At 71.5% G+C, this 26,411-nt stretch carries 20 protein-coding genes; 11 read left to right on the forward strand and 9 right to left on the reverse strand.

Annotated elements, in window-relative coordinates; translation table 11 throughout:
- The first annotated feature begins 40 nt into the window (after positions 1 to 40).
- The 6 genes from pdhA to PKF00_RS27965 all read left to right on the forward strand — a co-directional run bounded on the left by pdhA (position 41) and on the right by PKF00_RS27965 (position 8,030).
- The gene (gene pdhA / locus PKF00_RS27940; protein WP_271220628.1) at positions 41 to 1,159 is read left to right on the forward strand and encodes a pyruvate dehydrogenase (acetyl-transferring) E1 component subunit alpha; all 1,119 of its coding nucleotides are present in this window, start codon (positions 41 to 43) and stop codon (positions 1,157 to 1,159) included.
- 75 nt (positions 1,160 to 1,234) lie between these two features.
- Positions 1,235 to 2,239: an alpha-ketoacid dehydrogenase subunit beta gene (locus tag PKF00_RS27945; RefSeq protein WP_271220664.1), complete on the forward strand. Its 1,005-nt coding sequence runs from the start codon at positions 1,235 to 1,237 to the stop codon at positions 2,237 to 2,239.
- Positions 2,240 to 2,241: 2 nt separating this feature from the next.
- Positions 2,242 to 3,585 carry a dihydrolipoamide acetyltransferase family protein gene (locus PKF00_RS27950; RefSeq protein WP_271220629.1) on the forward strand — a complete coding sequence of 448 codons (1,344 nt, stop codon included), beginning with the start codon at positions 2,242 to 2,244 and terminating at the stop codon, positions 3,583 to 3,585.
- Between the two features lie 217 nt (positions 3,586 to 3,802).
- Positions 3,803 to 5,182 carry a condensation domain-containing protein gene (locus PKF00_RS27955; RefSeq protein ID WP_271220630.1) on the forward strand — a complete coding sequence of 460 codons (1,380 nt, stop codon included), beginning with the start codon at positions 3,803 to 3,805 and terminating at the stop codon, positions 5,180 to 5,182.
- Positions 5,183 to 5,241: 59 nt separating this feature from the next.
- Entirely contained in the window at positions 5,242 to 6,480 is a 1,239-nt protein-coding gene (locus tag PKF00_RS27960; RefSeq protein WP_271220631.1) for an acyl-CoA dehydrogenase family protein, read from the forward strand.
- A gap of 299 nt (positions 6,481 to 6,779) precedes the next feature.
- The gene (locus tag PKF00_RS27965; protein ID WP_271220632.1) at positions 6,780 to 8,030 is read left to right on the forward strand and encodes a cytochrome P450 family protein; all 1,251 of its coding nucleotides are present in this window, start codon (positions 6,780 to 6,782) and stop codon (positions 8,028 to 8,030) included.
- Between the two features lie 240 nt (positions 8,031 to 8,270).
- On the opposite strand, the gene PKF00_RS27970 is transcribed toward PKF00_RS27965, so the two are convergent.
- A complete protein-coding gene (locus PKF00_RS27970) occupies positions 8,271 to 8,681 on the reverse strand; it encodes an SgcJ/EcaC family oxidoreductase (protein ID WP_271220633.1) in 411 nt (136 codons plus the stop codon).
- 94 nt (positions 8,682 to 8,775) lie between these two features.
- Positions 8,776 to 9,960, reverse strand: a complete 1,185-nt coding sequence (locus tag PKF00_RS27975) for an acyl-CoA dehydrogenase family protein (protein WP_271220634.1) — start codon at positions 9,958 to 9,960, stop codon at positions 8,776 to 8,778.
- A 602-nt stretch (positions 9,961 to 10,562) separates the two neighbouring features.
- On the opposite strand from PKF00_RS27975, the gene PKF00_RS27980 reads away from it, so the two are divergent.
- Entirely contained in the window at positions 10,563 to 12,146 is a 1,584-nt protein-coding gene (locus PKF00_RS27980; protein ID WP_271220635.1) for a 4-hydroxyphenylacetate 3-hydroxylase family protein, read from the forward strand.
- Positions 12,147 to 12,287: 141 nt separating this feature from the next.
- Positions 12,288 to 13,616: an extracellular solute-binding protein gene (locus PKF00_RS27985; RefSeq protein ID WP_271220636.1), complete on the forward strand. Its 1,329-nt coding sequence runs from the start codon at positions 12,288 to 12,290 to the stop codon at positions 13,614 to 13,616.
- 21 nt (positions 13,617 to 13,637) lie between these two features.
- Here PKF00_RS27985 and PKF00_RS27990 read toward each other — a convergent pair whose 3' ends face one another.
- From PKF00_RS27990 to PKF00_RS28000, 3 genes are read right to left on the reverse strand one after another with little or no spacing between them, the layout of a single operon-like run.
- On the reverse strand, positions 13,638 to 14,498 hold the full coding sequence (locus tag PKF00_RS27990; protein WP_271220637.1) for an alpha/beta fold hydrolase: 861 nt from the start codon (positions 14,496 to 14,498) through the stop codon (positions 13,638 to 13,640).
- A complete protein-coding gene (locus PKF00_RS27995) occupies positions 14,491 to 15,699 on the reverse strand; it encodes an MFS transporter (RefSeq protein WP_271220638.1) in 1,209 nt (402 codons plus the stop codon). Before PKF00_RS27995 ends, PKF00_RS27990 begins: the two co-directional genes overlap by 8 nt.
- Positions 15,696 to 17,519: a penicillin acylase family protein gene (locus PKF00_RS28000; RefSeq protein WP_271220639.1), complete on the reverse strand. Its 1,824-nt coding sequence runs from the start codon at positions 17,517 to 17,519 to the stop codon at positions 15,696 to 15,698. The genes PKF00_RS27995 and PKF00_RS28000 overlap by 4 nt, the downstream gene beginning before the upstream one ends.
- Positions 17,520 to 17,603: 84 nt before the next feature.
- Here PKF00_RS28000 and PKF00_RS28005 point away from each other — a divergent pair, with 84 nt between their 5' ends.
- Positions 17,604 to 19,187 (forward strand): PucR family transcriptional regulator, encoded by a 1,584-nt coding sequence (locus PKF00_RS28005; protein ID WP_271220640.1) that lies wholly within the window; start codon positions 17,604 to 17,606, stop codon positions 19,185 to 19,187.
- Positions 19,188 to 19,321: 134 nt separating this feature from the next.
- On the opposite strand, the gene PKF00_RS28010 is transcribed toward PKF00_RS28005, so the two are convergent.
- The 4 genes from PKF00_RS28010 to PKF00_RS28025 all read right to left on the reverse strand — a co-directional run bounded on the left by PKF00_RS28010 (position 19,322) and on the right by PKF00_RS28025 (position 23,801).
- A complete protein-coding gene (locus PKF00_RS28010) occupies positions 19,322 to 20,020 on the reverse strand; it encodes an HAD family hydrolase (RefSeq protein WP_271220641.1) in 699 nt (232 codons plus the stop codon).
- A gap of 87 nt (positions 20,021 to 20,107) precedes the next feature.
- Positions 20,108 to 21,664: an FAD-binding oxidoreductase gene (locus PKF00_RS28015; protein WP_271220642.1), complete on the reverse strand. Its 1,557-nt coding sequence runs from the start codon at positions 21,662 to 21,664 to the stop codon at positions 20,108 to 20,110.
- Between the two features lie 175 nt (positions 21,665 to 21,839).
- Positions 21,840 to 22,541 (reverse strand): DUF2306 domain-containing protein, encoded by a 702-nt coding sequence (locus PKF00_RS28020; RefSeq protein ID WP_271220643.1) that lies wholly within the window; start codon positions 22,539 to 22,541, stop codon positions 21,840 to 21,842.
- 195 nt (positions 22,542 to 22,736) lie between these two features.
- Positions 22,737 to 23,801 (reverse strand): DUF2855 family protein, encoded by a 1,065-nt coding sequence (locus PKF00_RS28025; RefSeq protein WP_271220644.1) that lies wholly within the window; start codon positions 23,799 to 23,801, stop codon positions 22,737 to 22,739.
- Between the two features lie 425 nt (positions 23,802 to 24,226).
- Here PKF00_RS28025 and PKF00_RS28030 point away from each other — a divergent pair, with 425 nt between their 5' ends.
- Positions 24,227 to 25,108: an LLM class F420-dependent oxidoreductase gene (locus PKF00_RS28030; protein ID WP_271220645.1), complete on the forward strand. Its 882-nt coding sequence runs from the start codon at positions 24,227 to 24,229 to the stop codon at positions 25,106 to 25,108.
- Between the two features lie 643 nt (positions 25,109 to 25,751).
- The gene (locus PKF00_RS28035) at positions 25,752 to 26,309 is read left to right on the forward strand and encodes a helix-turn-helix domain-containing protein (protein WP_271220646.1); all 558 of its coding nucleotides are present in this window, start codon (positions 25,752 to 25,754) and stop codon (positions 26,307 to 26,309) included.
- Positions 26,310 to 26,411 lie beyond the last annotated feature (102 nt).

Genomic DNA, 26,411 nt, shown 5'->3' on the forward strand with positions numbered 1-26,411 from the left:
GCGCCGGTTCCAGATCACCGCAACGCACGAGGAGTGGCACGTGACCATCGACGCCGCGCGCGGTACGCCCCGGGGAACCGTCGCAGAATCCCCACCCGGACTCGTCCAGCTGCTCACTCCGGCGGGAGAGCGGGTCGAGCACCCCGACTACGAGATCGACCTCACCGCAGAGGAGATCAAGGGCCTCTACCGCGACCTGGTGATCGTCAGAAGGCTCGACACGGAGGCCCTGGCGCTGACGCGCCAGGGCGAGCTGGCCGTCTGGCCCTCGCTGCGCGGGCAGGAGGCCGCGCAGATCGGCTCCGCCCGCGCCCTCCTGCCCGGGGACATGGCCTTTCCCAGCTACCGGGAGCACGGTGTCGCCTGGTGCAGGGGCGTCGACCCGGTGAAGGTGCTGGGTTCCTACCGCGGCATCAACCACGCGGGATGGGACCCCAGGAAGCACAACCTGCACCTGCCCACGATCGTCATCGGCAGCCAGGCCCTGCACGCCACGGGCTACGCCATGGGCATCCAGCGGGACGGCGCGGAGGACGCGGTGATCGTCTACTTCGGCGACGGCGCGACCAGCGAGGGCGACCTCAACGAGGCGTTCGTCTGGTCGGCCGTGCAGAACGCGCCGATCGTGTTCTTCTGCCAGAACAACCAGTGGGCGATCTCCGAGCCCTCGGAGCGGCAGTCGCGCATCCCGCTCCACCGGCGCGCGGACGGCTTCGGGTTTCCCGGGGTCCGGGTCGACGGCAACGACGTCCTCGCCTGTCTCGCGGTGACCAGGAAGGCCCTGGATGGCGCGCGCAGCGGGCAGGGGCCGACCCTGGTGGAGGCGTTCACCTACCGGATGGGCGCGCACACCACGACGGACGACCCCAACCGCTACCGCCTGCAGGCCGAGGTCGAGGCCTGGCAACTCAAGGACCCCGTCGACCGGGTCAGGGCGTACCTGCTGAAGAGCCGGACCGCCGACCAGGAGTTCCTCGACGAGGTCGACGCCGAGGCGAAGGAGGTCGGGGCCGACCTGCGCAGGCGGTGCCTGGAGCTGCCCGATCCCGAGCTCGACGAGCTCTGGGACAACGTCTACGTGGCCGAGCACCCGCTGCTGGCCGACGAGCGCGCCCGTTTCACCTCCTACCTGCGGTCCTTCGACGAGGTGTCCCGGTGAGGCGGCGCTCCGGCGGGCCGGGGAACAGGCCCGGCGCGTTCCCGTACCCGGCCGGTGCGCTCCCGCGCCGGCTCCATGGCGCAGGTGGAGGGAAGCGTGACGGTGAGCACTGAGATCCTGTCCCTTTCGCGGGCCATGAACGAGGGACTGCGCAAGGCCATGGAGCACGACTCCAAGGTCGTCGTCATGGGGGAGGACGTCGGCAGGCTCGGCGGCGTGTTCCGGGTGACCGACGGCCTGCAGAAGGACTTCGGTGAGAGCAGGGTCATCGACACGCCCCTGGCCGAGTCGGGCATCGTCGGCACCGCCATCGGCCTCGCGCTGCGCGGCTACCGTCCGGTGTGCGAGATCCAGTTCGACGGCTTCGTGTTCCCCGCCTTCAACCAGATCACCTCCCAGCTCGCCAAGATGCGCCTGCGCTCGCTCGGCATGCTGGAGCTTCCCGTCGTCATCCGGATCCCGTTCGGCGGCGGCATCGGCGCCGCCGAACACCACAGCGAGTCGCCGGAGGCGTACTTCACCCACACCGGCGGTCTGCGCGTGGTGGCCTGCTCCAACCCGTCGGACGCCTACACCATGATCCAGCAGGCCATCTCCTGCCCCGACCCGGTGATCCTGTTCGAGCCGAAACGGCGCTACTGGGACAAGGCCCCCGTCGACCTGGACCTGTCCGGGGCCGCGCCGCTCGGACGGGCCGTGGTCGCGCGCGAGGGCGAGGACGTGACCCTGCTGGCGTACGGGCCGATGGTGAAGACCTGCCTGGAGGCCGCCCAGGCCGACGGGAGCCGCTCCATCGAGGTCGTCGACATCAGGTCGCTCAGCCCGCTCGACGAGGCGACGGTGCTCTCCTCGGTGCGCAAGACCGGCCGGTGCGTCGTCGTGCACGAGGCCCCCGTGTTCAGCGGGTACGGCGCCGAACTCGCCGCCAGGGTCACCGAGAGGTGCTTCTACGACCTGGAGGCCCCGGTCCTGCGGGTCGGCGGCTTCTCCACGCCGTACCCGCCCTCGCGTCTCGAGGACCACTACCTGCCCGACCTCGACCGCGTCCTCGACGCCGTCGACCGGACCTTCGCGTGGTGAGCATGGGCGAGCTGAGACGGTTCGCGCTGCCGGACGTCGGCGAGGGGCTGATCGAGGCCGACATCGTGAAGTGGCACGTGCGTCCCGGCGACGCCGTCGAGGTCAACCAGACCATCCTGGAGATCGAGACGGCCAAGGCCGTGGTCGAGCTGCCCTGCCCCTTCGAGGGCACGGTGGTCGAACTCCTCGTGGCGGAGGGCACGACGGTCGACGTCGGCGTGCCGCTCATCACCGTGGCCGTCGGCGGCGACGTGCCGTCGCCGCCCGCGGAGACCCCGCCGGCGCCCGCGCCCTCCGAGGCGCTCTCCCCGGTGTCCCCGGGGACGGCCTCGGCCGTCGCCCCCGCCGTCGCCGGCACGGCTCCCGGACGTGACCGGGTGCCCGTGCTCGTCGGGTACGGCGTGAAGCCGGGCTCGACGACCCGCCGCCCCCGCAGGGCCGACGCGGTCGAGCCCGAGGCCGTACGGCCGGACGCCGGGACCGCGTCACGGGCGAAGCCTCCCGTCCGCAAGCTCGCCAGGGACCTCGGCGTCGATCTGGCCGCCCTCACCGGCACGGGGCCGCAGGGCTCGGTCACCCGTGACGACGTCCGGCTGGCCGCGGCCGTGGCGGAGGCAGGGCCGACGGTCGCCGAGGAGGACCCGCGGGCCGAGCGGCGCGTCCCGGTCAGGGGGGTGCGCAAGCACACCGCGGCGGCGATGGTGCGCTCGGCGTTCACCGCGCCGCACGTCACCACGTGGTCTCAGGTGGACGTCACCGAGACGACCGGCCTGCTCGCCGGGCTGCGCGACCTGGCCGACTTCGCGGACGTCAGGATCTCGCCGCTGCTTCCGGTCGCCAAGGCCCTGCTGGTCGCGGTCAGGCGCAACCCGCTGATCAACTCCTCCTGGGACGAGGAGGCCCAGGAGATCGTGGTCAAGCGTCACGTCAACCTCGGCGTCGCGGCGGCCACGGAACGCGGGCTGATCGTTCCCAACGTCAAGGACGCCGACACCCTGCCGCTGCCGGAGCTGGCCCGCGCCCTCGCCGAACTCGCCGCCATGGCGCGGGCCGGCAGGGCCTCGCCCCGCGACCTCTCCGGCGGAACGATCACGATCACCAACGTGGGCGTCTTCGGAGTGGACGGGGGCACCCCGATCCTGACCCCGGGGGAGTCGGCGATCCTCGCGCTCGGCCAGATCAGGGACGTGCCCTGGGTGCACGAAGGGGAGATCAAGATACGCAAGGTGACGACGCTGGCGCTGTCGTTCGACCACCGCGTCGTGGACGGCGAACTGGGCTCGGCGGTCCTCCGCGAGGTCGGGGCCATGCTGGAGAACCCGACGCTGATGCTCGCCTGGGCCTGACGCCGGGGACGGCCGGGCCGAGTCGGCAATCTGGAAGAACCCGGAAACGGCCGGGATCGATATGATTCTGTGAAATATGGCTGCGAAATCCAGCGGCCTGCTTCTCCCGCTCCCCGGCAATTTCGTTCGTCCAGGCGGCCTGCGCCCTTTTTTCACGGGCCCGCGCCGAGATCCGGCGACGTGGATTTCTCCGACGAAAAAGAGAGGCTTGGGCACCATGAGTGTTCCTGAGACATCGCATGCGCCGAGCGGCCTGGCGGACCATGTCCCGCTCTCCCTGAATCAGGAATTCCTGTGCGCTTTCGACAAGGGCGACGTCGAGGGCGCGTTCAGTCACAGGCACACTCTGGTGTACGGCTGGCGGCTCGCCGGGAGGCTCGACGTCGACGCGCTGCGCGGGGCCCTGGACGACGTGGTGGCGCGTCACGAGACGCTGCGCACGTCGATAGTCAGAGGCGAGGGGGAGAGGTACCAGGAGATCCACCCTCCGATGTCGCCCGAGCTGGTCGTCCGCGACCTCTCCGGCACCGATCCCGGCTCGCGCGAGACGCGGGCGGAGGAACTGGTCAACGAGCTCGACTCCGGCGCCTACAGCGTCGACCGGCTGCCCCACCTGCGCGCCGTCCTCGGCCGCTTCGACGACCACGACGGGGTCCTCGTCCTCGTCCTGCACCACACGGCGGGCGACGCGTGGTCCATGGGGCTGATCATGCGTGATCTCGCGGTGCGCTACGCGGTGCGCGGAGGACACCGCCCGCGCGACCTTCCCGAGGTGACCCAGTACCGGGAGTTCGCGCTCTGGCAGCGGGAGAGCGCGGAGACCGACGCGGTGAACGCCTCGCGCGAGTACTGGCGCAGGAAGCTGCGGGGGGCCAGGATCCTGGCCGTACCCGCCGACAGGCCGCGGCGTCCGGAGGTCCCCAACGCGTACGCGGTGCACCGCTTCCTGATCGACGCGGAGCTGACCTCCGCGACCCTGAGGTTCTCCAGGACGACCCGGAGTTCGCCGTTCATGATCCTGCTCGCGGCCTACAACGTGCTTCTCCACGAGCTGACGGGCGCCACCGACATCGTCGTCCCGACGTTCACCGCGGGACGTTACCAGGACCGGTTCCTGGACACCGTCGGGCCCTTCTTCAACTTCGTCCCGCTCAGGACGGACATCGCCGGATGCGAGTCGCTGCGCGAGGTGGTCGGCAGGACCCGCGCGACCTGCATCGAGGCCTACTCGCACGACATCCCGTTCGCCCAGGTCGTGCCCGAGGCGCCGGAGCTGACGCACTCGTTCGCCGACCCGGGCCAGGCCGTCGTGGCGTTCGAGATCCTTCAGTCCCCCTCCCCGATGGACGGCGAGGTGATCGGGAACCTGCGCTACTCCGAGATACGCAGGCGACTGCTCTCGCAGTCCGTGAGCTCGCACATCCCCGACGGCGCGCTGTGGGCGACGGACATCCTCCCCTCGGGGGAGATGGCGGGGAGCCTGAAGTTCGACGTCAACCTCTTCGACGAGAGCACGATGGTCGGCATGGTCGCCGGGTTCCGCCGGGTGCTGCGGAACACGGTCACCGACCCTGACTCTCCCCTGAAGCAGGTCTGAGCCCCGTCGCCGCACCGGCGTTCCCGAGCGACCGTCCGAGACAAAGGATCCGCGCAGCGATGTCAGTCGTCACGAGTGTTCCCGACCGCCGTTTCCCCCTTCCCCCCGAGCCGGGCCTCACCCCGGCCGAGGTCGTCGCGAGAGCCGAGGCGATCGCGCCGACCCTGGTCGGCCGCCAGGCGGAGACCGAACAGCGCACCTTCTACGCCCAGGACACCCACGAGGAGTTCACCAGGGCAGGCTTCTACCGGATCCTGGTCCCCCGGCGCTACGGCGGTTACGAGTTCGGGGTCGGCACCTTCCTGCGGGTGTCGATCGCGCTCGCGCGCGGGTGCCCCTCGACCGGCTGGATGTACCTCTTCGGCGCCGCCCACGCGCTGGCGGTCGCCACGCTCTTCGACGAGCGGGCCCAGGCCGAGCTCTTCGCCGCGGGCGACTTCATCTGTCCCGCCACGGTCGCGCCCAGCGGCACGGCCGAACGCGCGCAGGACGGGCACTGGGTGCTCAACGGCACCTGGGGCTACTGCTCGGGCGCGCCGTACGCCACCCACTTCCTCGGCCACACCCTCGTCCCCGGCGGGGAGGGGGAACCTCCCGCCCCGCTGATGTTCGTCGTCCCGCGCGGCCAGTGGAGGCGTCTGGACGACTGGGGGCGGCAGCTCGGTCTCAAGGGCAGCGGGTCGCACAGCATCGTGGTCGAGGACGGGCGCGTTCCCGACCACTTCACCCTCAGGGCGCACCTGAGCCAGCTCACCGTCACCGAGGGCACGCCGGGACGCGTGCTGCACGACAACCCCGAGTACGGCGGCGGCCCGCTCAGCTTCATGCTGTTCGAGCTCGGCGCCCTCGCCGTGGGCATGGCGAAGGGGGCGCTCGACACCTACGAGGATCTGATGCGGACGAAGAGGACGTCGTTCTTCCCGATCGTCCCCCGCACCGAGGACCCCGACTACCAGTCCAAGTACGGCGAGGCCACCGGCATGATCGCCACAGCCGAGGCGGCTCTCCTCGAGGGCGTCAGGCAGTGGAGCGAGACCAGCGCCCAGGGCGCCGCGGCGTTCACCCGGGAGCGGGAGATGCGTCTGGCCACCATCAGCAGGGAGGTCGTCAGGCTCTGCTGGCGCGCGGTCGAGGGACACCTGTTCCCCACGGCGGGCTCCAGCTCCGTCCGGCACGGCGAGCGCATCGAACGCGTGTGGCGCGACATGTCCATGCTCCACAGCCACGCGGGGGTCGGGACCTTCCTGACCAGCCTGGCGAACCGCGAGCTCGCCAGGGCCAGGTTCGGCGTCGGGTGACGGCGCGAGTCGGATGACGGTGCGAGGAGAACGCGGACGACGGTGCGAGGAGAAGCGGTGCGCCGTCCGGCGGGAAAGCGGACGGAAAACACGTGCGGGCAGGTTTATCTCCCGTATTGCTTAGTTCGCCCGCGCCGCCCGCAGCGGCTTTTTCCAGTGCCGGTGCGGAAGTATCATCGCGTTATTGGACGATGAATTCAAAGGCAATTCAAGGCGGTGGCCTAATTGCCTTCCCGTCTTTTTCATCGGCGTGCCGGCACTCTGAACATCGCTTATCGACGAGATCCCGGGAGACATCCATGGAGAAACGCTGCCCCGTCGCCCTCGACACCACAGGCCGGGACATCCACGCCGAAGCCGCCAGACTTCGGGAACAGGGTCCCGCGACCCAGGTCGAGCTCCCCGGCGGCGTCCTCGCCTGGTCGATCAACAGCTACGCCGTCATCAAGCAGCTGCTGTCCGACCCCCGGGTCACCAAGAGCGCCCGCAACCACTGGCCGGCCTTCATCAACGGCGAGATCCCGCCCGACTGGGAGATGATCAGCTGGATCGCGATGGACAACATGGTCACCTCGTACGGCAAGGACCACGTCCGTCTGCGAAGGCTGGTCGGCAAGGCGTTCACCGCGCGTCGCATCGAGGCGATCAGGCCGCGCGTCGTGGAGCTCACCAACCAGCTCCTGGACGACCTGGCCACCGCGGAGCCGGGGGAGGTGGTCGACCTGCGGGCACGGTTCGCCTACCCGCTGCCCGCCCAGCTGGTGGCCGACCTGATCGGCATGTCGGAGGAGGCGCGCGTCAGGACCGCCAAGGTCATCGACATGATGGTGGACACCACCGTCACCCCCGAGCAGGCCCAGTCCATCCTGCTGGGCTGGCGGGGGGCGATGGCGGACCTCATCGCGGCCAAGCGCGGCGAGCCGGGCGAGGACATCACCAGCGACCTGGTCGCCGCGCGTGACGAGGACGGCTCGCGCCTGACCGAGGCCGAGCTGACGGACACGATCTTCGCGATCCTCGGCGCGGGCTCGGAGACCACGATCAACTTCTTCGACAACGCCATCACCGCGCTGCTCACCCACCCGGACCAGCTGCGGCTCGTCACGTCGGGGAACGCCTCGTGGGACGACGTGATCGACGAGACGCTCAGGGTCGAGTCCCCCCTCGCCCACCTTCCCCTCCGCTACGCGGTCGAGGACATCGAGCTGGACGGCGTCACGATCCCCAAGGGCGACCCCATTCTGATCAACTACAGCGCGGTCGGCCGGGACCCGGCGCTGCACGGTGACGGCGCCGGCGACTTCGACATCACCCGTGAGGACAAGGAGCACCTGTCCTTCGGCCACGGCCCGCACTACTGCCTCGGCGTCGGCGTCGCCAGGCTGGTGGCGGAGACGGGCCTGTCCACGCTCTTCAGGCGTTTTCCCGAGCTGAGCCTCGCCGTGCCGCGCGACGATCTCCAGCCGCTGCCGACGTTCATCATGAACGGCCACCGCGCCCTGCCGGTCAGGCTGACCGCGGCGGTGCCCGTCGGGGCCGACGCGCGCTGACGGTCCGCCGGCGGGCCGGCGACGAGCGACCGCCCGTCGCCGGGCGAGGAAGGGAACACGGCAGTCCGGCCGGTGGAGCGCCCAGCCCCACCGGCCGGACCTCGTCATGGGACGGGAAGGCCCGTCACGGGCGGGAGACAGGCGGCACGGGCGGGTGAGACGGTGAGACGCGCAGCGCCGCCCCGGCCGGTGTGGCCGGGGCGGCGCATGGTCCGCGATCGTGGTCGGCTCCGACCAGGGTCAGAGCTCCAGGGCGGGGCTGTTCTGGTAGGCGGCGAGCTGCCACTGGCCATCCCTCTTGACGACCACCCAGGAGGCCCGGATGGCGCGCTCGTCGGAGACCTCGGTCTCCCCGGGGGCCAGCACGCCGCCCTGGGTGATCAGCACTCCGGCCTCGTCGCTGAAGAACCTGATGTCGATGGGCTGCCCGGTGACCTTGGTGCCCTTGAAGGGGCCCTGGAACGCGGCCTCCATGAACGAGCGGATCTCCTCCCGGCCCTTGCGGTAGAGACCGGGCAGGATCATGCTTCCGTCCTCGGTGAAGACACCGGCGAAGCTCTCGGGGTCGTGCTGCGCCCAGGCGGCGACGACACGTTGGGGAAGGGCCGCGACGGCGGCCTTGTCGGCATCGGAGGGAGTGGTCGTGGTCATGATCTTCACTTTCTCCTTGGTGCGGGGGAGGGTTGCTGCCGTCGATCGGGAGGCCGGAGGCGCGTCCGGCCGGACGCGGAGGGGGCGCGCCCGGCTAGATGTACAGGCTGTTGGGCTCCTGGCCGCAGAGGATCCGCCCGTACAGTTCGGCGTTGGTGTTCGGGTGCATGAGGGCGTGCAGGTTGACCGCCTGGATGTCCCGCGCGATCCGCTGGATCGGCACGTCGCTGTAGATCGACGAACCGCCGCTGGCCGTGTTCAGGATGTCCACGGCCTCCTTCGCGAGCCGGCAGACGGCGCCCACGTCGGCCCGCGCCCTCGCCCGCTCCTCCAGCGTCCAGGTCACGCCCTCCGTGCCCTTGGCGTCCACCTGCGTCGCCAGGCGGTGAGCGTGGAACTCCGTCTCGTCGATCTTCATCGTCGCCTCCGCGACCTGCAGGTGGGTCAGCGGGGCCTCGGCCTGGCTCGCGTAGGAGGTGTAGGTGATCTTGCGCTGCGGCAGCCGCTCGAAGAAGGCGTCCATGGCGCCCCTGGCCATCCCGAGCACGGCCCCGACGGAGGAGGCGGAGGCGACGGGAAGCAGCGGCGCCCGGTAGATCGGGGCGTCGGCGTTCAGCTTCGAGGCGTGCTGCCCCTGCAGCACCGCGCCCAGCGGCAGGACGCGCTCCTGCGGGACGAACAGGTCCTGGGCGATCGTGCTGACGCTTCCCGTGCCCTTCAGGCCCGAGGTGTACCAGTCGTCCACGATCTGCAGCTCCGAGGTGGGGACCAGCGCGATGATCGGGGCGGGTTCGCCCTCGGGACCGACCAGGATCGCCACGATCTCCTGCCAGTGGCTGTGCAGGGCGCCGCTGATGAACCCCCACTTGCCGTTGACCACGACGCCGCCGTCCGCGGGGGCGGCCATCGCGGTCGGGCTCAGCGTCCCGCACACGCGCACGTCAGGGGTCGAGAACACCTCGTCCTGCACCTCGTCGGGGAACAGGCAGGTCATCCACGTGGGGATCCAGTAGACCGAGGCCGTCCACGCGGTGGAGGCGTCCGCCCGGCCGAGCTCGGCGGCCACGTCGACGAGGGTGCGCGTGTCGGACTCGTAGCCGCCGTAACGGGTGGGAACCCTCATCCTGAAGACGCCGGCGTCGGCCAGCGCCTCGATCGACTCGTCGTGCAGGCGCCGGTTCTCCTCCGTCCAGGCTGCGTTCTTCCGCAGAAGCGGGGCCAGTTCGGACGCGCGGCCGACCAGTTGCTCCCGCGTCGGAACATCGGCGGTCAACACCATATCCTCCTAGGAACGATCAGACGAGAAACTGAGAGCCGTGACCCGCCCGTCCGCCCGTACGGTCACGGACCGTTCCGGCGGTCACGGGAGGCGCGAAGCCCACGGGCTCCGCAGGGCGGCTGGGAACCGGTTCACGCGGGGGCGACGACCGCCGCCGACGCTCACCACCCGACCGTCCCACTCGCGGGCCGGGGGCCGCATCTTTGGAATTGCGCTGTTCCCGCATCCCGCCTCCCAGGGCCGTCGCGCCCGGCCGCGCCCCTGGTCGACGGCGAGCCGGGCGGTGCGGATCCGCGCCGGTGGAACGCCGCAATCTGGGAGAAGCCCCCTCAGGTCCCGGGTGCCACGATTGAGGTCCGCGGCGGACTCACCTCCCGGTCCCTGTCGTCTTCCTCCGGTTCCCGAGCGCCGCGGGAACGTGTGTGAGCGAAAACCCCGTCACGAGGAGGGAGAGAAGGCGGACGGGCACGCGCCGCCCCGGTGCGGGCGGTCCGTGGGCCGGGCGGCCGATCGCGGGCTCCTTCGGCGTTCCCGCGGGCGAGGGCGTCCGACGGCCACCGGTTCATGGAGGAGTTGAGGTGCGAGATGGGGAGGGAAGCCCGATGACCGACCAGCCGGACGTCGCCGCGGGAGCGGCCGGGGAGCGGCCGAGGACACGCCCGCTGACCGGCGACGAGTACGTCGAGAGCCTGCGTGACGACCGTGAGATCTACATATACGGCGAACGCGTCAAGGACCCCACGACCCACCCGGCCTTCCGCAACCCCATCAGGATGACGGCCAGACTCTACGACGCGCTGCACGACCCGGACAAACGTGACGTCCTCACCGCGCCGACCGACACCGGCGGGGACGGGTACACCCACAGGTTCTTCACCACCCCGCACAGCGCCGACGACCTCGTCGCGGACCAGCGGGCCATCGCGGCGTGGGCGCGCATGAGCTACGGCTGGATGGGGCGCAGCCCTGACTACAAGGCGTCCTTCCTCGGCACGCTCGGCGCCAACGCCGACTTCTACGAGCCCTTCGCCGACAACGCGCGCCGCTGGTACAAGGAGTCGCAGGAGAAGGTCCTGTACTGGAACCACGCGATCGTCCACCCTCCCGTCGACCGCAACCGCCCGCCGGACGAGGTCGCCGACGTCTTCGTCCACGTGGAGAGGGAGACCGACTCGGGCCTCGTCGTCAGCGGGGCGAAGGTCGTCGCCACCGGATCCGCGCTCACCCACTACAACTTCATCGCCCACTACGGCCTGCCGATCAAGAAGCGGGAGTTCGCGCTGGTGGCCACGGTGCCGATGGGCGCGCCGGGGATGAAGCTGATCTGCCGCCCCTCCTACACCGCGGCCGCCGCGGTGATGGGCAGCCCGTTCGACTACCCCCTCTCCTCGCGGCTGGACGAGAACGACACCATCCTCGTGCTGGACAAGGTCCTCATCCCCTGGGAGAACGTCTTCGTCTACGGCGACGTCAGCAAGGTCCAGATGTTCACCGGGCACTCCGGTTTCATCGAGCGCTTCACCTTCCACGGGTGCACACGCCTCGCGGTGAAACTGGAGTTCATCGCGGGCCTGCTGGCCAAGGCGCTCGAGATCACCGGCACCAAGGACTTCCGGGGCGTGCAGAGCAGGCTGGGCGAGGTCCTGGCCTGGCGCAACCTCTTCTGGGCCCTCTCCGACGCCGCCGCGCGCAACCCCGTCCCGTGGCGGAACGGCGCGGTGCTGCCCAACTCCCAGTACGGCATGGCCTACCGGTGGTTCATGCAGGTCGGCTACCCCAGGATCAGGGAGATCGTGCTGAAGGACGTCGCCAGCGGGCTGATCTACATCAACTCCAGCGCCGACGACTTCAACAATCCGGACATCCGCCCCTACCTGGACAAGTTCGTCCGCGGTTCGAACGGCGTCGACGCCGTCGAACGGGTCAAACTGATGAAACTGCTGTGGGACGCGGTGGGCACCGAGTTCGGCGGGCGGCACGAGCTGTACGAGCTCAACTACGCGGGCAGTCACGAGAACACCCGGGTCGAGCTGCTGCTGGGACAGGCGGCCACGGGACAGGTCGACGCCTACAAGGCGTTCGTCGACGAGTGCCTCGGGGAGTACGACCTGAACGGCTGGACCGTGCCCGACCTGTCCGCCTTCGAGGACATGCGCCACACCAGGAACGGCCTGCTCAACGGCTGACCCCCGCCTCGGGAGGGGCACGCCAGGACCGTTTTCCGCTCCCCGCCCCGGCCCGTGAGACCGTGCCCGCCGCCTGCCCGCCGTCTGCCCGTCGCGTGTTCATCGCGTGCCCACCGCCGCGCCCAACAAGGAGGACGTTCAGTGAAGAGCAGGACCGTCGTCGACGTCTGGCTCGCCGACCTCACCTTCCCCGGCTACATGGACCCGCTGATCAGGCTGGGGGAGGCGTTCGAGAGGGCGCACCCGGAGTACAGGATCAACATCGAGGGCCACCACTACAGGAGGATCGCCGAGGAGGTCCACCACGCGGCCGAGCGGGGACGCCCGCCGGCCGTCGCCGAGTACTACTACTCCGGCACCCTCGCGGCCAGGGACGCGCTCACCCGGGACGGCAGGCCGCTGTTCACCTCGGTCGAGAAGGCGGTCGCGGGCCGCAAGGAGATCCTCGGCGAGCCGGTCGTGCTGGACGACATCGAGCCTCCGCTCCGCGACTACTACACCTACGACGGCGACCTCACCTCGATGCCGACGGTCGCCACGACGAGCCTGCTCTACACCAACACGACGCTGCTCAACGCGGCGGGCGTATCCCGGGTCCCACGGACCTGGAACGAGCTGGAGGCCGCCTGCGAGGCGGTGGCCAGGCTCCCGCAGGGGCCGCCCCACGCCGTCACCTGGGCCAACCACGGCACCCTCTTCCAGCAGGCGATCGCCATGCAGGGCGGCCTGCTCGCCGACCACGGCAACGGCCGCTCGGGGCGGCCCCTGACCGTCAACCTCGCCTCGGAGGAGATGCTGGCCTGGGCCAGGTGGTGGCGGCGCCTCCACCGCGAGGGCCACTACCTCCACAGCGGGAAGACGGCCGACTGGCTGGGCACCTTCCAGGCGTTCGCGACCCAGCAGGTGGTGTTCAGGTTCAGCTCGTCCATCGACGTCACGAACACGGTCCAGGCGGGCGAGAACGGCGGATTCGGCGTCGAGGTGAGCCGCCTGCCGTACAACGACGACGTCCCCTACGGCGGCAACGTGATCGCGGGAACCTCCCTGTGGCTGGCCGACGGGCTCGACCAGGCGACCCAGGACGGGGCGCTGGCCTTCATGCAGTACCTGAACAGTCCGGCCAACGCCGCCGAGTGGCACAAGTCCACCAGCTTCATCCCGATCACCCGGGCCTCCTTCGACCTGCTGGAGGGGGAGGGCTGGTTCGACAAGCATCCCTACCACCGGGTGGCCGGCGACCAGGTCAACGGGGCGCACGGCGCTCCCGGCTCGCTGGGGGCGCTGCTCGGGGACTTCGCCGGGACGCACGACGCCATGACCCAGGCCATGGACGACGTGCTGTCCCGCGGAGCCGACCCCGCCGCGCGGTTCGCCCAGGCCAACGAGGAGGCGCAGCGGCGGCTCGACCGCTACCACGCCGACTGCCGCGGCCCCGGCCCCCGGGGCCCCCACTGCTTCGCCGTGGACTGAGGTCCCGTCCTCCGGCTCCCGTCAGACGGGTCCGGCGACGATCCGGAGGATCTCGGCGACGACCACGCCGGGCTCGTCCTGGGGGACCATGTGCCCCGACCGTTCGGCCAGGACGTGACGGCCGTGGGGATGGGCCTCGACGAGCCGCCGGTGGCTGGCCACGAGATCGGGGCGGACACGACTCTCCACCTTGCTGGGGCTGAGCGCGCCGCTGATGGCCGTGACGGGGACCGGCGGCAGCGCGGCCTGCGACGACCGCAGGCGGGCGAACCCCTCGGCGAGGGCGGCGTACTCGGCCAGGGTGGCGCGGAACTCGGACGGGCGGGTCATCTCGGCCAGCGCCTCGGCCCGCATGTCCGGCGGGAAGAGCGCGAGGATGCGGCGGAGCTCGGCCGGGACGACCCTGACGCCGAGCGCGGCGAGCCCCGCCATGACGGACTGGACCCCCAGCGTCATGGCCCGGACGTCCTTCCGGTAGTAGATGTCCAGGTCCTCGGCGGCCTGGTCGACGAGCACGAGCCCGGCCACCCGTTCCGGGTGGGCGGCCGCGTAGGAGCGGATGATCGGCCCGCCCAGGCTGTGCCCGGCCAGGACGTACCGGTCCTCGCCCAGGTGGTCGAGCAGGTGCCCCAGGTCCTCCACCATGCGTTCCAGGTCGCGGCGGTGCGGGTCACGGTCGCTGCGGCCGAGCCCGGCCCGGTCGTAGGCGACGACCCGGGTGCGCTCGGCGAGCGCGGGCATGACCAGCCCCCACTCGACGCGGGAGGCCCCGAGCCCGGACTCCAGGACGACGACGGGACGCCCCTCGCCCTGGCTGACGTGGTGCAGCCGCCGCCCGTCCGGCAGGGGCGCGTATCCCGGTTCGCCGAAAACACTAGACAACGAGGTTCTCCTCCCGGACGGGAATCAGGTCGGTGCGGATGGTACGGGCCGTCGAGGCGACGATCAGCCCGGCGACCAGGCCGGGCAGGGCGACCGAGGCGACCGCGCCCGCCGTGCCGTACGCCTTCTCCACGGTGCTGAGGAGCGCGGCCCCGATCAGGCCGCCGACCGCGAGGCCGACGCCGAACAGGCCGGCCATGTAGCTGCGCCCGCCGGGGGCGGTCACCGCGATCATGATCATTGTGATCATCGGGAGGATCAGCGGGGTCAGGACCAGGCCGACCAGGAAGGCGGCCAGCGCCAGGGGCAGGACCGGAGCCACCGCGCCCGCCGCGAAGGCCAGGGCCGAGCAGGCGACGACCCAGGCGGTGACGGTCGGCACCCTCCGGGCGTCGGACTGGAAGATCGCGTCCAGCCGCCGCCCGAGCGTGACCAGCACGACGATGGCCAGGGCCGAGCAGGACGCGGAGAACAGGCCCCGGACGTCGGTCCCCAGGCCCCAGCGCTCCTTGAGATGGACGGACAGGAACGTCACGGCGGGGACGAGGAGCATGCCGTAGGCGACGAAGGCGGCGAAGACGCGGCGCAGCGTCCGGGAACGCGACAGGCCTCCCCGGCCGGTCGTCACGTCGTCGTAGCGTCCGATCCCCGGGTCGCGCAACCTCAGCGCGGACAGGCAGCCGAGCAGCGACAGCACGCCGAGCACGGCGTAGACCGCCCGCCAGTCCAGCTGGAGCCATCCCGCCAGCGCCGACACCGTGAGCGGGCTCAGGATCGCGCCGGTGGGCATCGCGGCGCCGTACAGGGCGAGGACGCGGCCGCGCACGGCGGGCGGGTAGAGGTCGGCGAGCAGCGGCGAGTGCAGGGCGATCTGGCTGCCGTTGGCCAGGCCGCTGACCAGCAGCAGCGCGCCCAGTGTCCAGACGTCGCCGGCGAACGCGATCGCGAAGGTGGCGGCGCTCCACGTGAGGCCGGTGACGATGGAGACCAGGGCGCGGATCGGACGGCCCCTGACCAGCGTGGCCATCAGGAACGGGGCGACGCCGACGGCGAGGAGCTGGATCGCGAGCAGGGAGGTGAGCACGCCGGTCGAGACGCCGAGCGACTCGGTGATGTCCGGCGCGAGCACGCTGAGCGCCTGGTTCACGAACGCGTCGGTGATCGCCAGCATGCCGACCGCGATGACGGGATAGAGCCTCATGACGGGTCGAAGACGATCGGCTTGACCTCGCCACGGCTGTACAGCTCGGCCTGGCCGGGCATCGACACGCTCCACGACCGCATGCCGTGCCCGCCCAGCGCGACGATCCGCAGGCAGGGGCCTCCGGCGAAGGCCATGCCCTGCGCGTAGTACGTCGAGCGCAGGGACACGTCGAGTTCCAGCGCGCCCCCGCGCCCTGGCACACCCGGCAGCAGCCGGTGCTCCTCCCCGTAGGTCCTGTACACCCCGTCGGGCACGGCCTGCGCGGCCCGCTCGACGGCGTCCAGGAGGTCGTCGCCGGAGATCCGCGTCCGCCAGGAGACCCAGGCCGTCGCGTCCGTCGACTCGGGGGAGGCGTGGCCGTCGAAGGCGAGCAGCCGGTGCAGGAGCCGCCGATGCCCGCCGGGCCAGCCGCGGACCCGGCCGGGTTCCCCGGACGCGGCCGCCAGGAGCCTCGCCTGCCACACGGCGGTGTCCGGCCACAGGTCGTCGACCGCCCACGCGGTCACCTCGGGGACGTCGACGGAGAAGGCCCGGGGCAGCAGTTCGCCGCTGCGTCTTCCCCGGCTCGTGGTACGGCCGGGCTCGTCGTTGAAGACGTCCGGATGCCAGCGCTCGGAGGCCAGGGCCGGATCGGGCGTGACGGTGTCGGGGGCGGTGTTGCAGTTCTGCAGATACCCGGAGGCGGGGTTGGAGATCTGGACCAGGTCGGAGGCCGGGCGGACGCCCAGCCAGGCGGTGGCGGAGGTGTTCCCGTCCAGCACGCCGCCCTCGCTGGAGGCCCTGACCGGCACCCGCCCCGTGCGCAGGTAGAAGCAGTCGCCCGAGGCGTCGGCGGCCAGCACGTTCTGCGGCGGGAACGCGCACGCCTCGAACGCCGCGCGCAACCCGGCGACGTCACGGGCGCGCACCATGGCCATGAACTGCCGCTCGGTCTCCCCGGCCAGCCCCATGTACGGCGTGCACACCACGTAGACCGCCTCGTCGTCCCTGGCCAGGACGGGCGCGACCACGCCGTTGTGGACGACGTACTCCTGGCCGTCGTGCCGCAGGACCTTCCTCGGCTCGCCGTCGTAGAGGTAGACGTCGCCGTCCACGGCGATCCGGTAGGCGTCCGCGACGCGCGGCCCCCCGGTGGTCAGGCCCCAGGCGCAGGTCCGGTTGTGGGCCAGCGGGGGCAGCATGGCCCCCAGGAAGCCGAACCCGGAGTAGTGCAGATCACCGGCCCTGACGACCGCCTCGTACATGCCGAAGGCTCCGCCGAAGGGCAGGTGCGGGTCGCTGACCAGGATCGTCTCGCCGGTCGCGGTCCGCCACGGCCGGATCACCCAGGCGTTGGAGCCGAGGGGGGCGAAGCCGACCTCCTTCTCGGAGGTCGCGTCGGCCTTGACGACACCGGCCGCGCGAAGCGCCTCGACGCCGTCGGTGATGATCCAGAACAGCATGACCGTGCGGTTGACGCCGATCGGCAGGGCGGGCTCCAGCGGCGGAGCCCAGGCGGGGACCTGCTCGGGATGCTCGTCCATCCACGCGCCGATCCCGGCGACGAAGGCCTCGTAACAGGCGCGCAGGTCGTCGGGAAGGCCGTCGAAGCCGCGCCGGGCCTCTTCGAGCACCTGCCAGCGCCGCTGGTTGGCGTCCCGGTCCGGCTCGCCGAGCTCGCCGCGGACCAGGAGGTACTGCCTGAGCACGCCGTGCAGGTCGTCCTCCGCCTGCGCGTGACCGAGCCCGAAGTAGGCGGCGGGCTCGGTGGAGGCGTCGATCAGCGGCGTGCCGTACGCGTCCCGGAGGATCCGCACTGAGCCCCAGGAATTGTTCATGCGCCAACCCTGGGTGAAGGCCGACCGAAAATCCTTGGCCGATCGGACGAAGAACCATCGCGGTCCTTGGCCGATACTTCACGGATGGAGCAGGTCGAATACCTCGAGCCGTCACTCGCGCAGGTGATCGAGCGGATCGGGGCGAGCTATGTGACGGTCGTCGCCGCGCCGCGCGGAACCGAGGTCCCGATCGCCGGGCCCGCGATCCACGACCCGCTGAGCCCCGCCCCGCCCCGCCCGGGGGCGATGGCCCTGCTCGTCGGGCTGACCGCCGACGCTCCCGGGGCCGCCCGGACGATCCGCGGGCTGACGGGCGTGGCGGCGGCCGTGCTCCGATCCGACGCGGCGAGCGCCGCCCCGCTGGCCGCGGCGGCGGCCGAGGCGGGCGTGGCCCTGGTCGCGCTGGAGTCGGCGATGACCTGGAGCCACCTGCACACCCTGGTGGAGGACGCGGTCCTGCTGGGCGACAGCATGGTCGCGACGCCGAGCCGAGACCTCGGCAGCGTCCCGGTCGGCGATCTGAACGCGCTGGTGAACGTCGTCGCCGAGACACTCGACCGGCCGGTGGAGATCGTGGACACGCAGTGGCGGCTGCTCGCCTACTCCGCCGTGCCCGGCCAGGTCAACGACGACCTGCAGCGGGACGTCATCCTGAACAGGACCGTGCCCGCGAAGAACGCGCCGCGGGAGACACGGCGGCTGCTGCTGACCAGCGGCCGGGCACTGCGCTTCTCCACCGGCGCGCCGTACGACACCGCCGAGCACCCGATCTGGCGGGTCGGCGTGGGCGTCCGCAGCGGACCGGAGCCTCTCGGCATGCTCTGGGTCCTCGAGGGGCGGGACCAGCTCTCCGACGACAGGCTGGTGCTCGTGGAGGAGTTCGCCCGGCTGGCGGGCGCGCACCTGCTGCGGGCGCGGGCGGCCAGGACCGTCGACCGCGAGCGCCGCGGCGAGCTGGTCGGGCAGGCCCTGGACGGCAGACGTCCGCGGAGCGCCTGCCGTCGTCTCGGCCTCGACCCGGACTCGGGGATCGCGGTGCTGGCCGTGGCCGAGCCGGTCGGCGGGGACGACCCGCTCGGCGAGCACCTTCTCGACGGCGTCGCCACCTACTTCGACGCCTACCGGCGGCCGGCCGCCTGCGTGCTGCGCGACGACACCGTCTACTGCCTGATGCCCACGGCGGACCTCGCGACGCTCAGGGAGGTCGCGGCCGACCTCGTCCGGCGGCTCGGCCTGCGCCGCCGCCTGGTGGCGGCCGTCGGCGGCAGGGTGGGCGCGGACGCCCTGCCGCGCTCCCGCCGCCAGGCCGATCTGGCCCTGGCCGTGCTGCGGGCCTCCGGCGCGACCGTGGCCACGATCGACGAGGTCCGCGCGGCGGCGACGCTCACCGAGCTGCGCTCGCTCCTCGACGACCATCCCGACCTGCTCCTGCGCGAGGCGGATCCGGTGCCGCCCGACGCCGAGGACTCCGTGCTGGCGTGGATCGAGTGCCACGGGGACGTCCGCGCCGCCGCCCGGCGTCTCGGCGTGCACCCCAACACGCTCCGCTACCGGATCCGCAGGCTCGCCGCGGACGGCTTCGACCTGACCGACCCCGACACCCGCCTCACCACCTGGATGCGGCTCCGCCTCAGGCACGCGGGACCGGACCCGGCCGCCCAGGCGTGAGGGCGCGCCACCGCTGGATCCACGACGACCCGGCGGGCTTCGCCGGAGCCGTGCGCGCCCTCCTCCTCGAGGCGGCGACGCCGGACGGAGGCCGTCCTCGGACGTGGCTCGAGGACGGGGCGTGAGGAGGGGTCTCAGGCGGGCGGCGGGTCGAGGAGCCCGGCGACCGCCGACAGCGAGGGCAGGAAGGGGCCCGGCCAGTCGTTCTCCCGGCTGTGCGCGTCGTTGTCCGCCCAGTCCTCGGCCCGCAGCATGACCGCCCGCATGCCGTGCTTCGACGCGCCGGTCAGCTCGTCGCCGCCGCCGTCCCCGACGTACAGGCACTCCTCGGGGACGACTCCCAGCCGCCGGGAGATCAGGTCGAACAGGCCGGGGTCCGGTTTGCGCATGCCGACCTCGCAGGACAGCACCGCCGCGTCGACCATGCCGGACAGGGGCAGCGACGGCCACGATCCGGCCAGCTCGACCGTGCAGTCACTGAGCACGCCCACCCGCAGCCCGCGGGCACGCAGCGCGGCCAGCGTCCGTGAGGCGTCCTCCCGCAGGACGAACAGCTCACGCTGCGCCTCCAGCCGGGCCGCGCAGGCGGCGGCCAGCGCCACGTCGTCGGGCTCGGCCCCGCACCGGCGGGCGAGCTCGCGCAAGGTGTCCCGCAGATCGCCGAGGCCCCCGACGACCCGCTCGGGGAAGGAGGCGTCAAGCGCCGCGCGCCACCTCGCGGGGGGAACGCCCAGCGGCGCCGCGCTTCGCGCCGCGTGCGCGTCCCACACGTGAGCCGGTGTGCTCGGCGTCAGCGTGCCGTAGAAATCGAAGATCACAGCGGTGAACGGCATGGCCATGACCTTACTGACATGGCGCGCCGGCGACACCCCGGTCCCCGCCGCCGCCGCGTTCCCGAAGGAGGGGGCGGCGGGGACGGGTCAGGACGGCAGCTGGATCGACAGGCCGTGGTGGAACTCGTCACGAGGGTCGTAGCGCCTCTTGACCTCCTGCAGGCGCGGGTAGTTCTCCTTGTAGTACAGGGTGTGCCACGGCACCCCCGAGGTGTTCCACGCCGGGTCCGCCAGGTCGACGTCCGGATAGTTGATGTAGGAGCCGTCGTTGAACTCGTTCGGCGCCGGCACCCCGCCGGTGCTCGCGTAGACGTCGCGGTAGAACTCCCGCAGCCGGGCGATGCTGGCGTCGTCGTCGGCCTCGTTCCCCCACACCGCCATGTAGGCCGCCTTCAGGATGGAGTCGCGCTGCGGGGTCGCCGTGGCCTCGGGGGCGACGGTGTTCACCTGCCCGCCGTACCCGATGAGGATCAGCTGGGACGGGTTGTAACCCTCGGAGGTGAGGTGCCGGTAGGCGGTCGTGATCTGCTCGTCGGTGTAGCCCCTGCGCAGGTAGGCGGCTTTGATCTTGATGCGGCGGGTGTCCGGGGTGCCCGGGTCGCCCCAGTTCGGGTACGCCGCGAAGTACAGCCACGGCTTGACCGTCTGGATGCGGACAGGCTCGGCGTCCACCCCCTCCGAGACCGCGTCGAAGTAGGCGTTCACCAGCTTCTCCGCGTCGGGCACGTCGTCGTCGACCATCGACCCCACCGACAGGATCCCCCCGGAACGGTGCGTCCCGTAGAAGTAGCCGGAGATCTTCGCGTACGGGGAGTCGGGGGCGCTGTTGCGTTCGAACCAGTCGCCGACGTTGCGCAGGAGCCTGGTGAAGTCCTTCTCCGTCGTCGACTCCCACGGCCACAACACCATCCCGCTGCGCCACATGCGCGGCGCCCTGGGCAGCAGCTCCGCGGGGTCGTCCGACGTCGCGCCGGGGGAGCGCACCCAGTAGCGCGTCACGATGCCGAAGTTGCCGCCGCCGCCACCGGTGTGCGCCCACCACAGGTCCCGGTGCGGGTCGTCGGGCTCACGGGTGGCCACCACGGCCCTCGCCTTCCCCGCCTGGTCGACGACCACGACCTCCACGGCGTACAGGTAGTCGACGACCGCGCCGCGGCTGCGCGACAGGGGGCCGTAGCCGCCGCCCGCGAAGTGCCCGCCGACCCCGACCTCGGGGCACTCCCCGGCGGGGATGGTCACGTTCCACCCCTTGAACAGCACCCGGTACACGTGGCCCAGGGTCGCACCCGGCTCGATCGCGAAGGCGCGCCGCCGCTCGTCGTAGTAGACCCTGGTCATCTCCGACATGTCGAGCAGGACCCCGCCCTCCGAGGCGGAGAAGCCCTCGAAGCAGTGTCCGCCGCTGCGCACCGTGATCCGCCGCCCCGCGGCGACGGCGGTCCCGACGGCCTCGACGACCTGTTCGGTCGTGGTCGCGACCTGCACGTAGTCGGGCCTGGCCGCGAACCGGTGGTTGGTGCCGCGCCGCATGCTCTCGTAGCGGGGGTCGCCCGCGGGGATGGTGGCCAGGCCGAACGGCGGGATGCGCGATCCCGCGATCTCCTCGGCCCCGGCAGGGAACCCGCGCTGCTCCGTGTCGGTCATTTCGCACCTCCAATGGCCGGCGGTACGACGTCCCCGACCGGCTGGTCGTGTTCGGGTCATGTTCGGCTCGGCGGCCCGGGTCCGCGCCGGCGCCGCTCGCGATGTCCTCTTCCGGTCGTGCCCTCCACGGTCGGCGGCCGTGCCCTCGTGCCCTCCCCGGCGGGACCTGTCCTGGTCAGACCACGCGCCGTCCCGCGGTCCGGTACAGCCACCACTGCACGAGCATGAGGTTGACCACCCAGCCCACCCAGCGGGCCGCCTCGAGGAGGTAGTTGATGCTGATGTCGCCGACGGCCAGACCCGTGTTGACGATGACGATGCCCCAGACGTTGTTCATGACGAGCGCGAAGCTGTAGAGCATGTAACGGCGGTGCAGGGCGTACCGGCGTCTCCTGGCGGCCACGAACCCCGCCAGAGTGGTGGCGAACCACAGGATCGTCGCCATGCTGACGCCGATCTGGCCGACGGGCGGGGCGAACGGCATGATCACCAGGCCGATGACCGCGCCGGGCAGCGCCCCCAGGACGTACAGGCGTCCGCTGACGCGGTGAACGGCCGGGTGGCGCAGGCGCAGCCACGGCCAGACCTGGAGACAGACGGCGATCATCGCCACGGTGCCGAGCGCCATGTGCGCTATCAGCAACGGGTAGTACAGCGGGAATCCGTCGTGCGGGGGGATCGGCGCCTGGCTCTCCGCCACACCGGCGAACGGTGAGAGCTGGAAGATCAGGAAACCGGCGACGACCAGCACCAGCGGGATGATCCAGGGGCGGCGCCACCACCGCGGCGGGGCGCCGGTCGTCACGGCCTGTGCCTGCTTGACCGGCCCGTCGTCCCTGGGAGCCGGAGTGCCTACCTGCTCTGCGTTCTGTGTCACGGTTGCTCCTGCTCCGACGAGGCTCTAGGAGGGGGGTTCGATGCGGAGCGGCCGGAGACACACGGGGATGTCGTCAACGAGCGGGTCGAGTACGTCCACCGGCTCCTGCCCGCCTCAGCGTCACACCCGGCGGGTTCGCGGTGCATCTCCTGAATTGCTGTCCCACCAGACCTGAGGAGGCCGAAAAGGCGACGGTCACCGGGGGCTGAAGACGTGGGAGACGTCCGGGGGCTGCTCTCCCGTGAGCAGGGAGGCGAAGGCGTCGGCGATCGCCTCCGGACCCCGCCGGTGCCTGACGGTGAGCCACGACGCAGTGGTCTCGACGAACTGCTCCTCGGCCGCTTCGTAACGGGCCCGGTAGGCGTCCTCGCCCTCCTCCGCCATGGTCTGCTCCTCGACGGCGGGGGTGAAGAATATCTCCGGCTTGGGCCCCGGCATCTCCGGCTGCACGACCACCGCCTCGGGATGCGTGTAGCCCACGAGCGCGGTGTGGGACAGCTCGCCCGCGAAACGCTCGTGCAGGGCGGTCAGCCGCTTGGTGTCGCCGGTGAAGTCGACGAGGACGATCGGCGGAGTGATCGCGACGGACGCGAACTCGTCGTACGGCACGACGGTGTCGTAGAGGCCGAGCCGTGCGACGAACGCCGTGTTGCGGGGCGAGGTGAGGGCGAAGGTCGACAGCTCCGAGCCGCGTGACAACCGGTCGGCCAGCCCGATGGCCGTCTTGCTGGAGGCACTGGTGATCACCACGGACCTGACGCCGAGCGAGGCCTGCCGGGCGAGAAAGCCGGCGAGGTTGAACGACGCGGGGTAGATGGGCCGGATGAGGGTCCGGCGGTCGTCGAGGCCGTCGGATTCCTCGGCGAGCCGGTAACTCCGGTACCAGCCGTGCATGAAGTCGCGCTGCGGCGAGGTGTCGGTGAATCCCCACGCCGTGCGTTCGGGCGCCACCACGTGGTGCGTCGACATCGGCAGGTAGCCGAAGTAGCGGCCGCCCACGGCGATGTCGGGATGACGGGAGTCCACGACGCGCGCGACCCCCCAGACGGGGACCCGCCCGTATCCCTCGGGCCCGGGGAAGGCGTTCCAGAAGAACTCGCCCAGGCGCGCGTAGGTGGCGTTGTTCGACGTCAGGGCGAACTTCTCGACGGCGAGGTCGACCTCGCCCGGCTGCAGGCGGGGTGCAGGGGCCTGCCGGACCTCACTCGCCCCGAGATCGTCCCGCCTTACCAGCAGATCCCACCTGTCCGCCTGGGGCACCGGTCTCTCCTTCGCCGTCGTGCGATGCGTGACACCGCCTCCCGACCCACATCGTCGGCCCGGTTCCGGCCGCGCCGCATCTCCTGGATTGCGCTCACGGTCACCGGGCCGCACTCCTCGCCGCGGGGCCCGCACAGGTCCTGCACAGGTCTTGTGCAGGACCTGTGGAGGGGACTCGGCGGGACCGCCGGACTCCGCCCGCACACCGTTTCCAACGCCGCATTCTGGGAGAAGCCCCGCCACGTCCCCAATGCCAGCATTGAGGTCCGCCGAGGTCCGCGGTGGGCGTCCGGCACGTGGGCCGACCGATTCGCACGGGCGGGACGCGCCGTCCGGAGCACGCCCCGCCTTCGGCCGTTTCCCGGCCCCGCCGCGCGTGTGCGAGCGGGAGCCGACATCGTCAAGAGCCCATCGGGAGGCGCGGCGTGAAGGTTGGCTTGGAACTCGGTGACTACGCCTGGGAGGGCGGGCCCGCGCGGATGGCGGACACGCTCGCGGACATCGCCCGCACCGCGGACGACGCCGGGTTCGCCCTGATCGGCGTCGGCGACCACCTCTGGCAGGGGCCGCACGCGGGCGGCCCGGAACAACCGGAACTGGAGTGTTTCACCACACTCGCCGTCATCGCCGCCCACACGCGGCGCTGCCTGCTCGCGCCGGTCGTGGCCGGCGTCCACTTCCGGGAGCCCGCCGTGCTCGCCAAGACGGTGACGACCCTGGACGTCCTCTCCGGAGGCCGGGCCATGCTGGGCGTCGGCGCGGGGTGGTACGAGGAGGAGGCGGTCGGTCTCGGCATCCCCTTCCCGCCCCTCGGCGAGCGGTTCGCCAGGCTTGAGGAGGCGATCCAGGTATGTCTGCGCATGTGGCACGGCGAACGCGGCGACGAGCGGCCCTTCGAGGGCGAGCACTACCGTCTCGAACGGCCGCTCAACCTTCCGCAGAGCCTCTCCAGGCCGCATCCGCCAATCATGATCGGCGGCGGCGGCGAGCGCAGGACCCTGCGTCTGGTCGCTCGCTACGCGGACGCCTGCAACCTCTATCCGGGGCCGGACCTGCCTCACAAGCTCGACGTCCTGCGGCGTCACTGCGAGGACGAGGGACGCGACTACGACGCGATCGAGAAGACGTGCATCTTCCCCTTCGCGGTCGGCGACGACGCCGCCGGGGCCGGTGAGCTGGTCGAGCAGCTGCGCGGGCTCGCCGCCTCGGGCATCCAGACGGCGATCGGCATCGTCTCCGGCCCCGACCCGGTCCGGCAGGTCGAGGCCATCGGCAAACACGTGGTTCCCGCGGTCGCCGACGTGTGAACCGGGGGCGGAACCAGGGCGGGTGAACCGGGGACAGGTGAAGGCGGGTGAACTGGGGAGTACGGGCCGACGGGTGTGAAGCGGGTCGTACTCCCTTGCCGGCCCAGCCCGAAGGCGGCCATTGTCCACTCGCTGCAGCGCCCGCACCATCTCCGTCCCTGGCGTGCGCTTGGGTGCCTGCCGCAGCTTCTCCGACTCCGAGATGCGCGACCCCTCCGGCACCACCAGCAGGTCCGGCAGCGCGGCCGGCAGGTTCGGATCGGCGCGGCGCACCTGTTCGGCCACCACGGTGTGCACGCGGACATCGGCCCGTTCCCGCACGCCGCCCACCAGCCGTACCAGCACGGTGACCTCGGCACAGCACCCGATGCCGCCGCAGCCACGCCACCGACTGCTCGAACAGCGCCACCGGCCCCTCGGCGTGCGTCCAGGCCCGGCCGTGAAGGAAGGCCCGGAACCGGCGCGTCAGCTGCCGCTCGCTCCAGCTGTCGGTGTCATCCACTGGCCAGGACACCGTCAGCGGATCCTCCAGGAAACCCCTTGTACCGAACGGTCCCGATGGTTATTGCATGGCGGCTCCCAAGCGCTATAGTTCAGTGATTCCGGAAATACGGAACAACAGAACAAAGGAGCTGGGACGCCCATGGGACTGCTCGAAGAACGGGTCGCGGAGCTTGAGCGCCGGGTCGCCCTCCTGGAGGAGGCGCCCACCGACCGGCCACCCCCCGCGGACACCCCGCCGCGGCCCGTCGTCGACGCGCCGCTCGACCTGCTCGATCTGATCCGGTCCAGAGCCGGAGGGGAGGCCCGCCCGGGCACGGTCATGTACGGCGGCGCGGTGACCTTCGAGGACCGCGACTACATGTGGGCGATGGAGCACGCGGCCGGCGAGGTGGCGGACGCGCACTGGGCCGCGGCCGCGACCCTGCTCGAACGCCTCGGCAGCCGACCGCGTCTGGCCCTGCTCGCCGCCCTCCTCAAGAAGCCGCGGACGCGCAGGGAGCTTCAGGAGGCGCTCGGCGAGACCTCGACCGGGCACCTGTACCACCACCTCAAGGACCTGCAGAGTGCGGGCCTGCTCGTCCAGCCACGGCGCGGCGAGTACGCGATCGCGCCCCATGCGGTCGTACCGCTGATGACGATGGTCGCCATCGCCATGGATCTCGGCACCGCCGAGTCACCCCAGGAGGAACACGAATGAGAGGCGCTCTGGGCGGATTACTGGACGCCCCTTCCCGGCCGGCGTGGCGGGCCTGGTCGAGAGGCGATGTGGAGGGCTGCGAGCGCCACGCAGAGGTCCTGT

Source organism: Streptosporangium carneum (assembly GCF_027922005.1).
In the GTDB taxonomy this organism is placed as follows: Bacteria; Actinomycetota; Actinomycetes; order Streptosporangiales; family Streptosporangiaceae; genus Streptosporangium; species Streptosporangium carneum.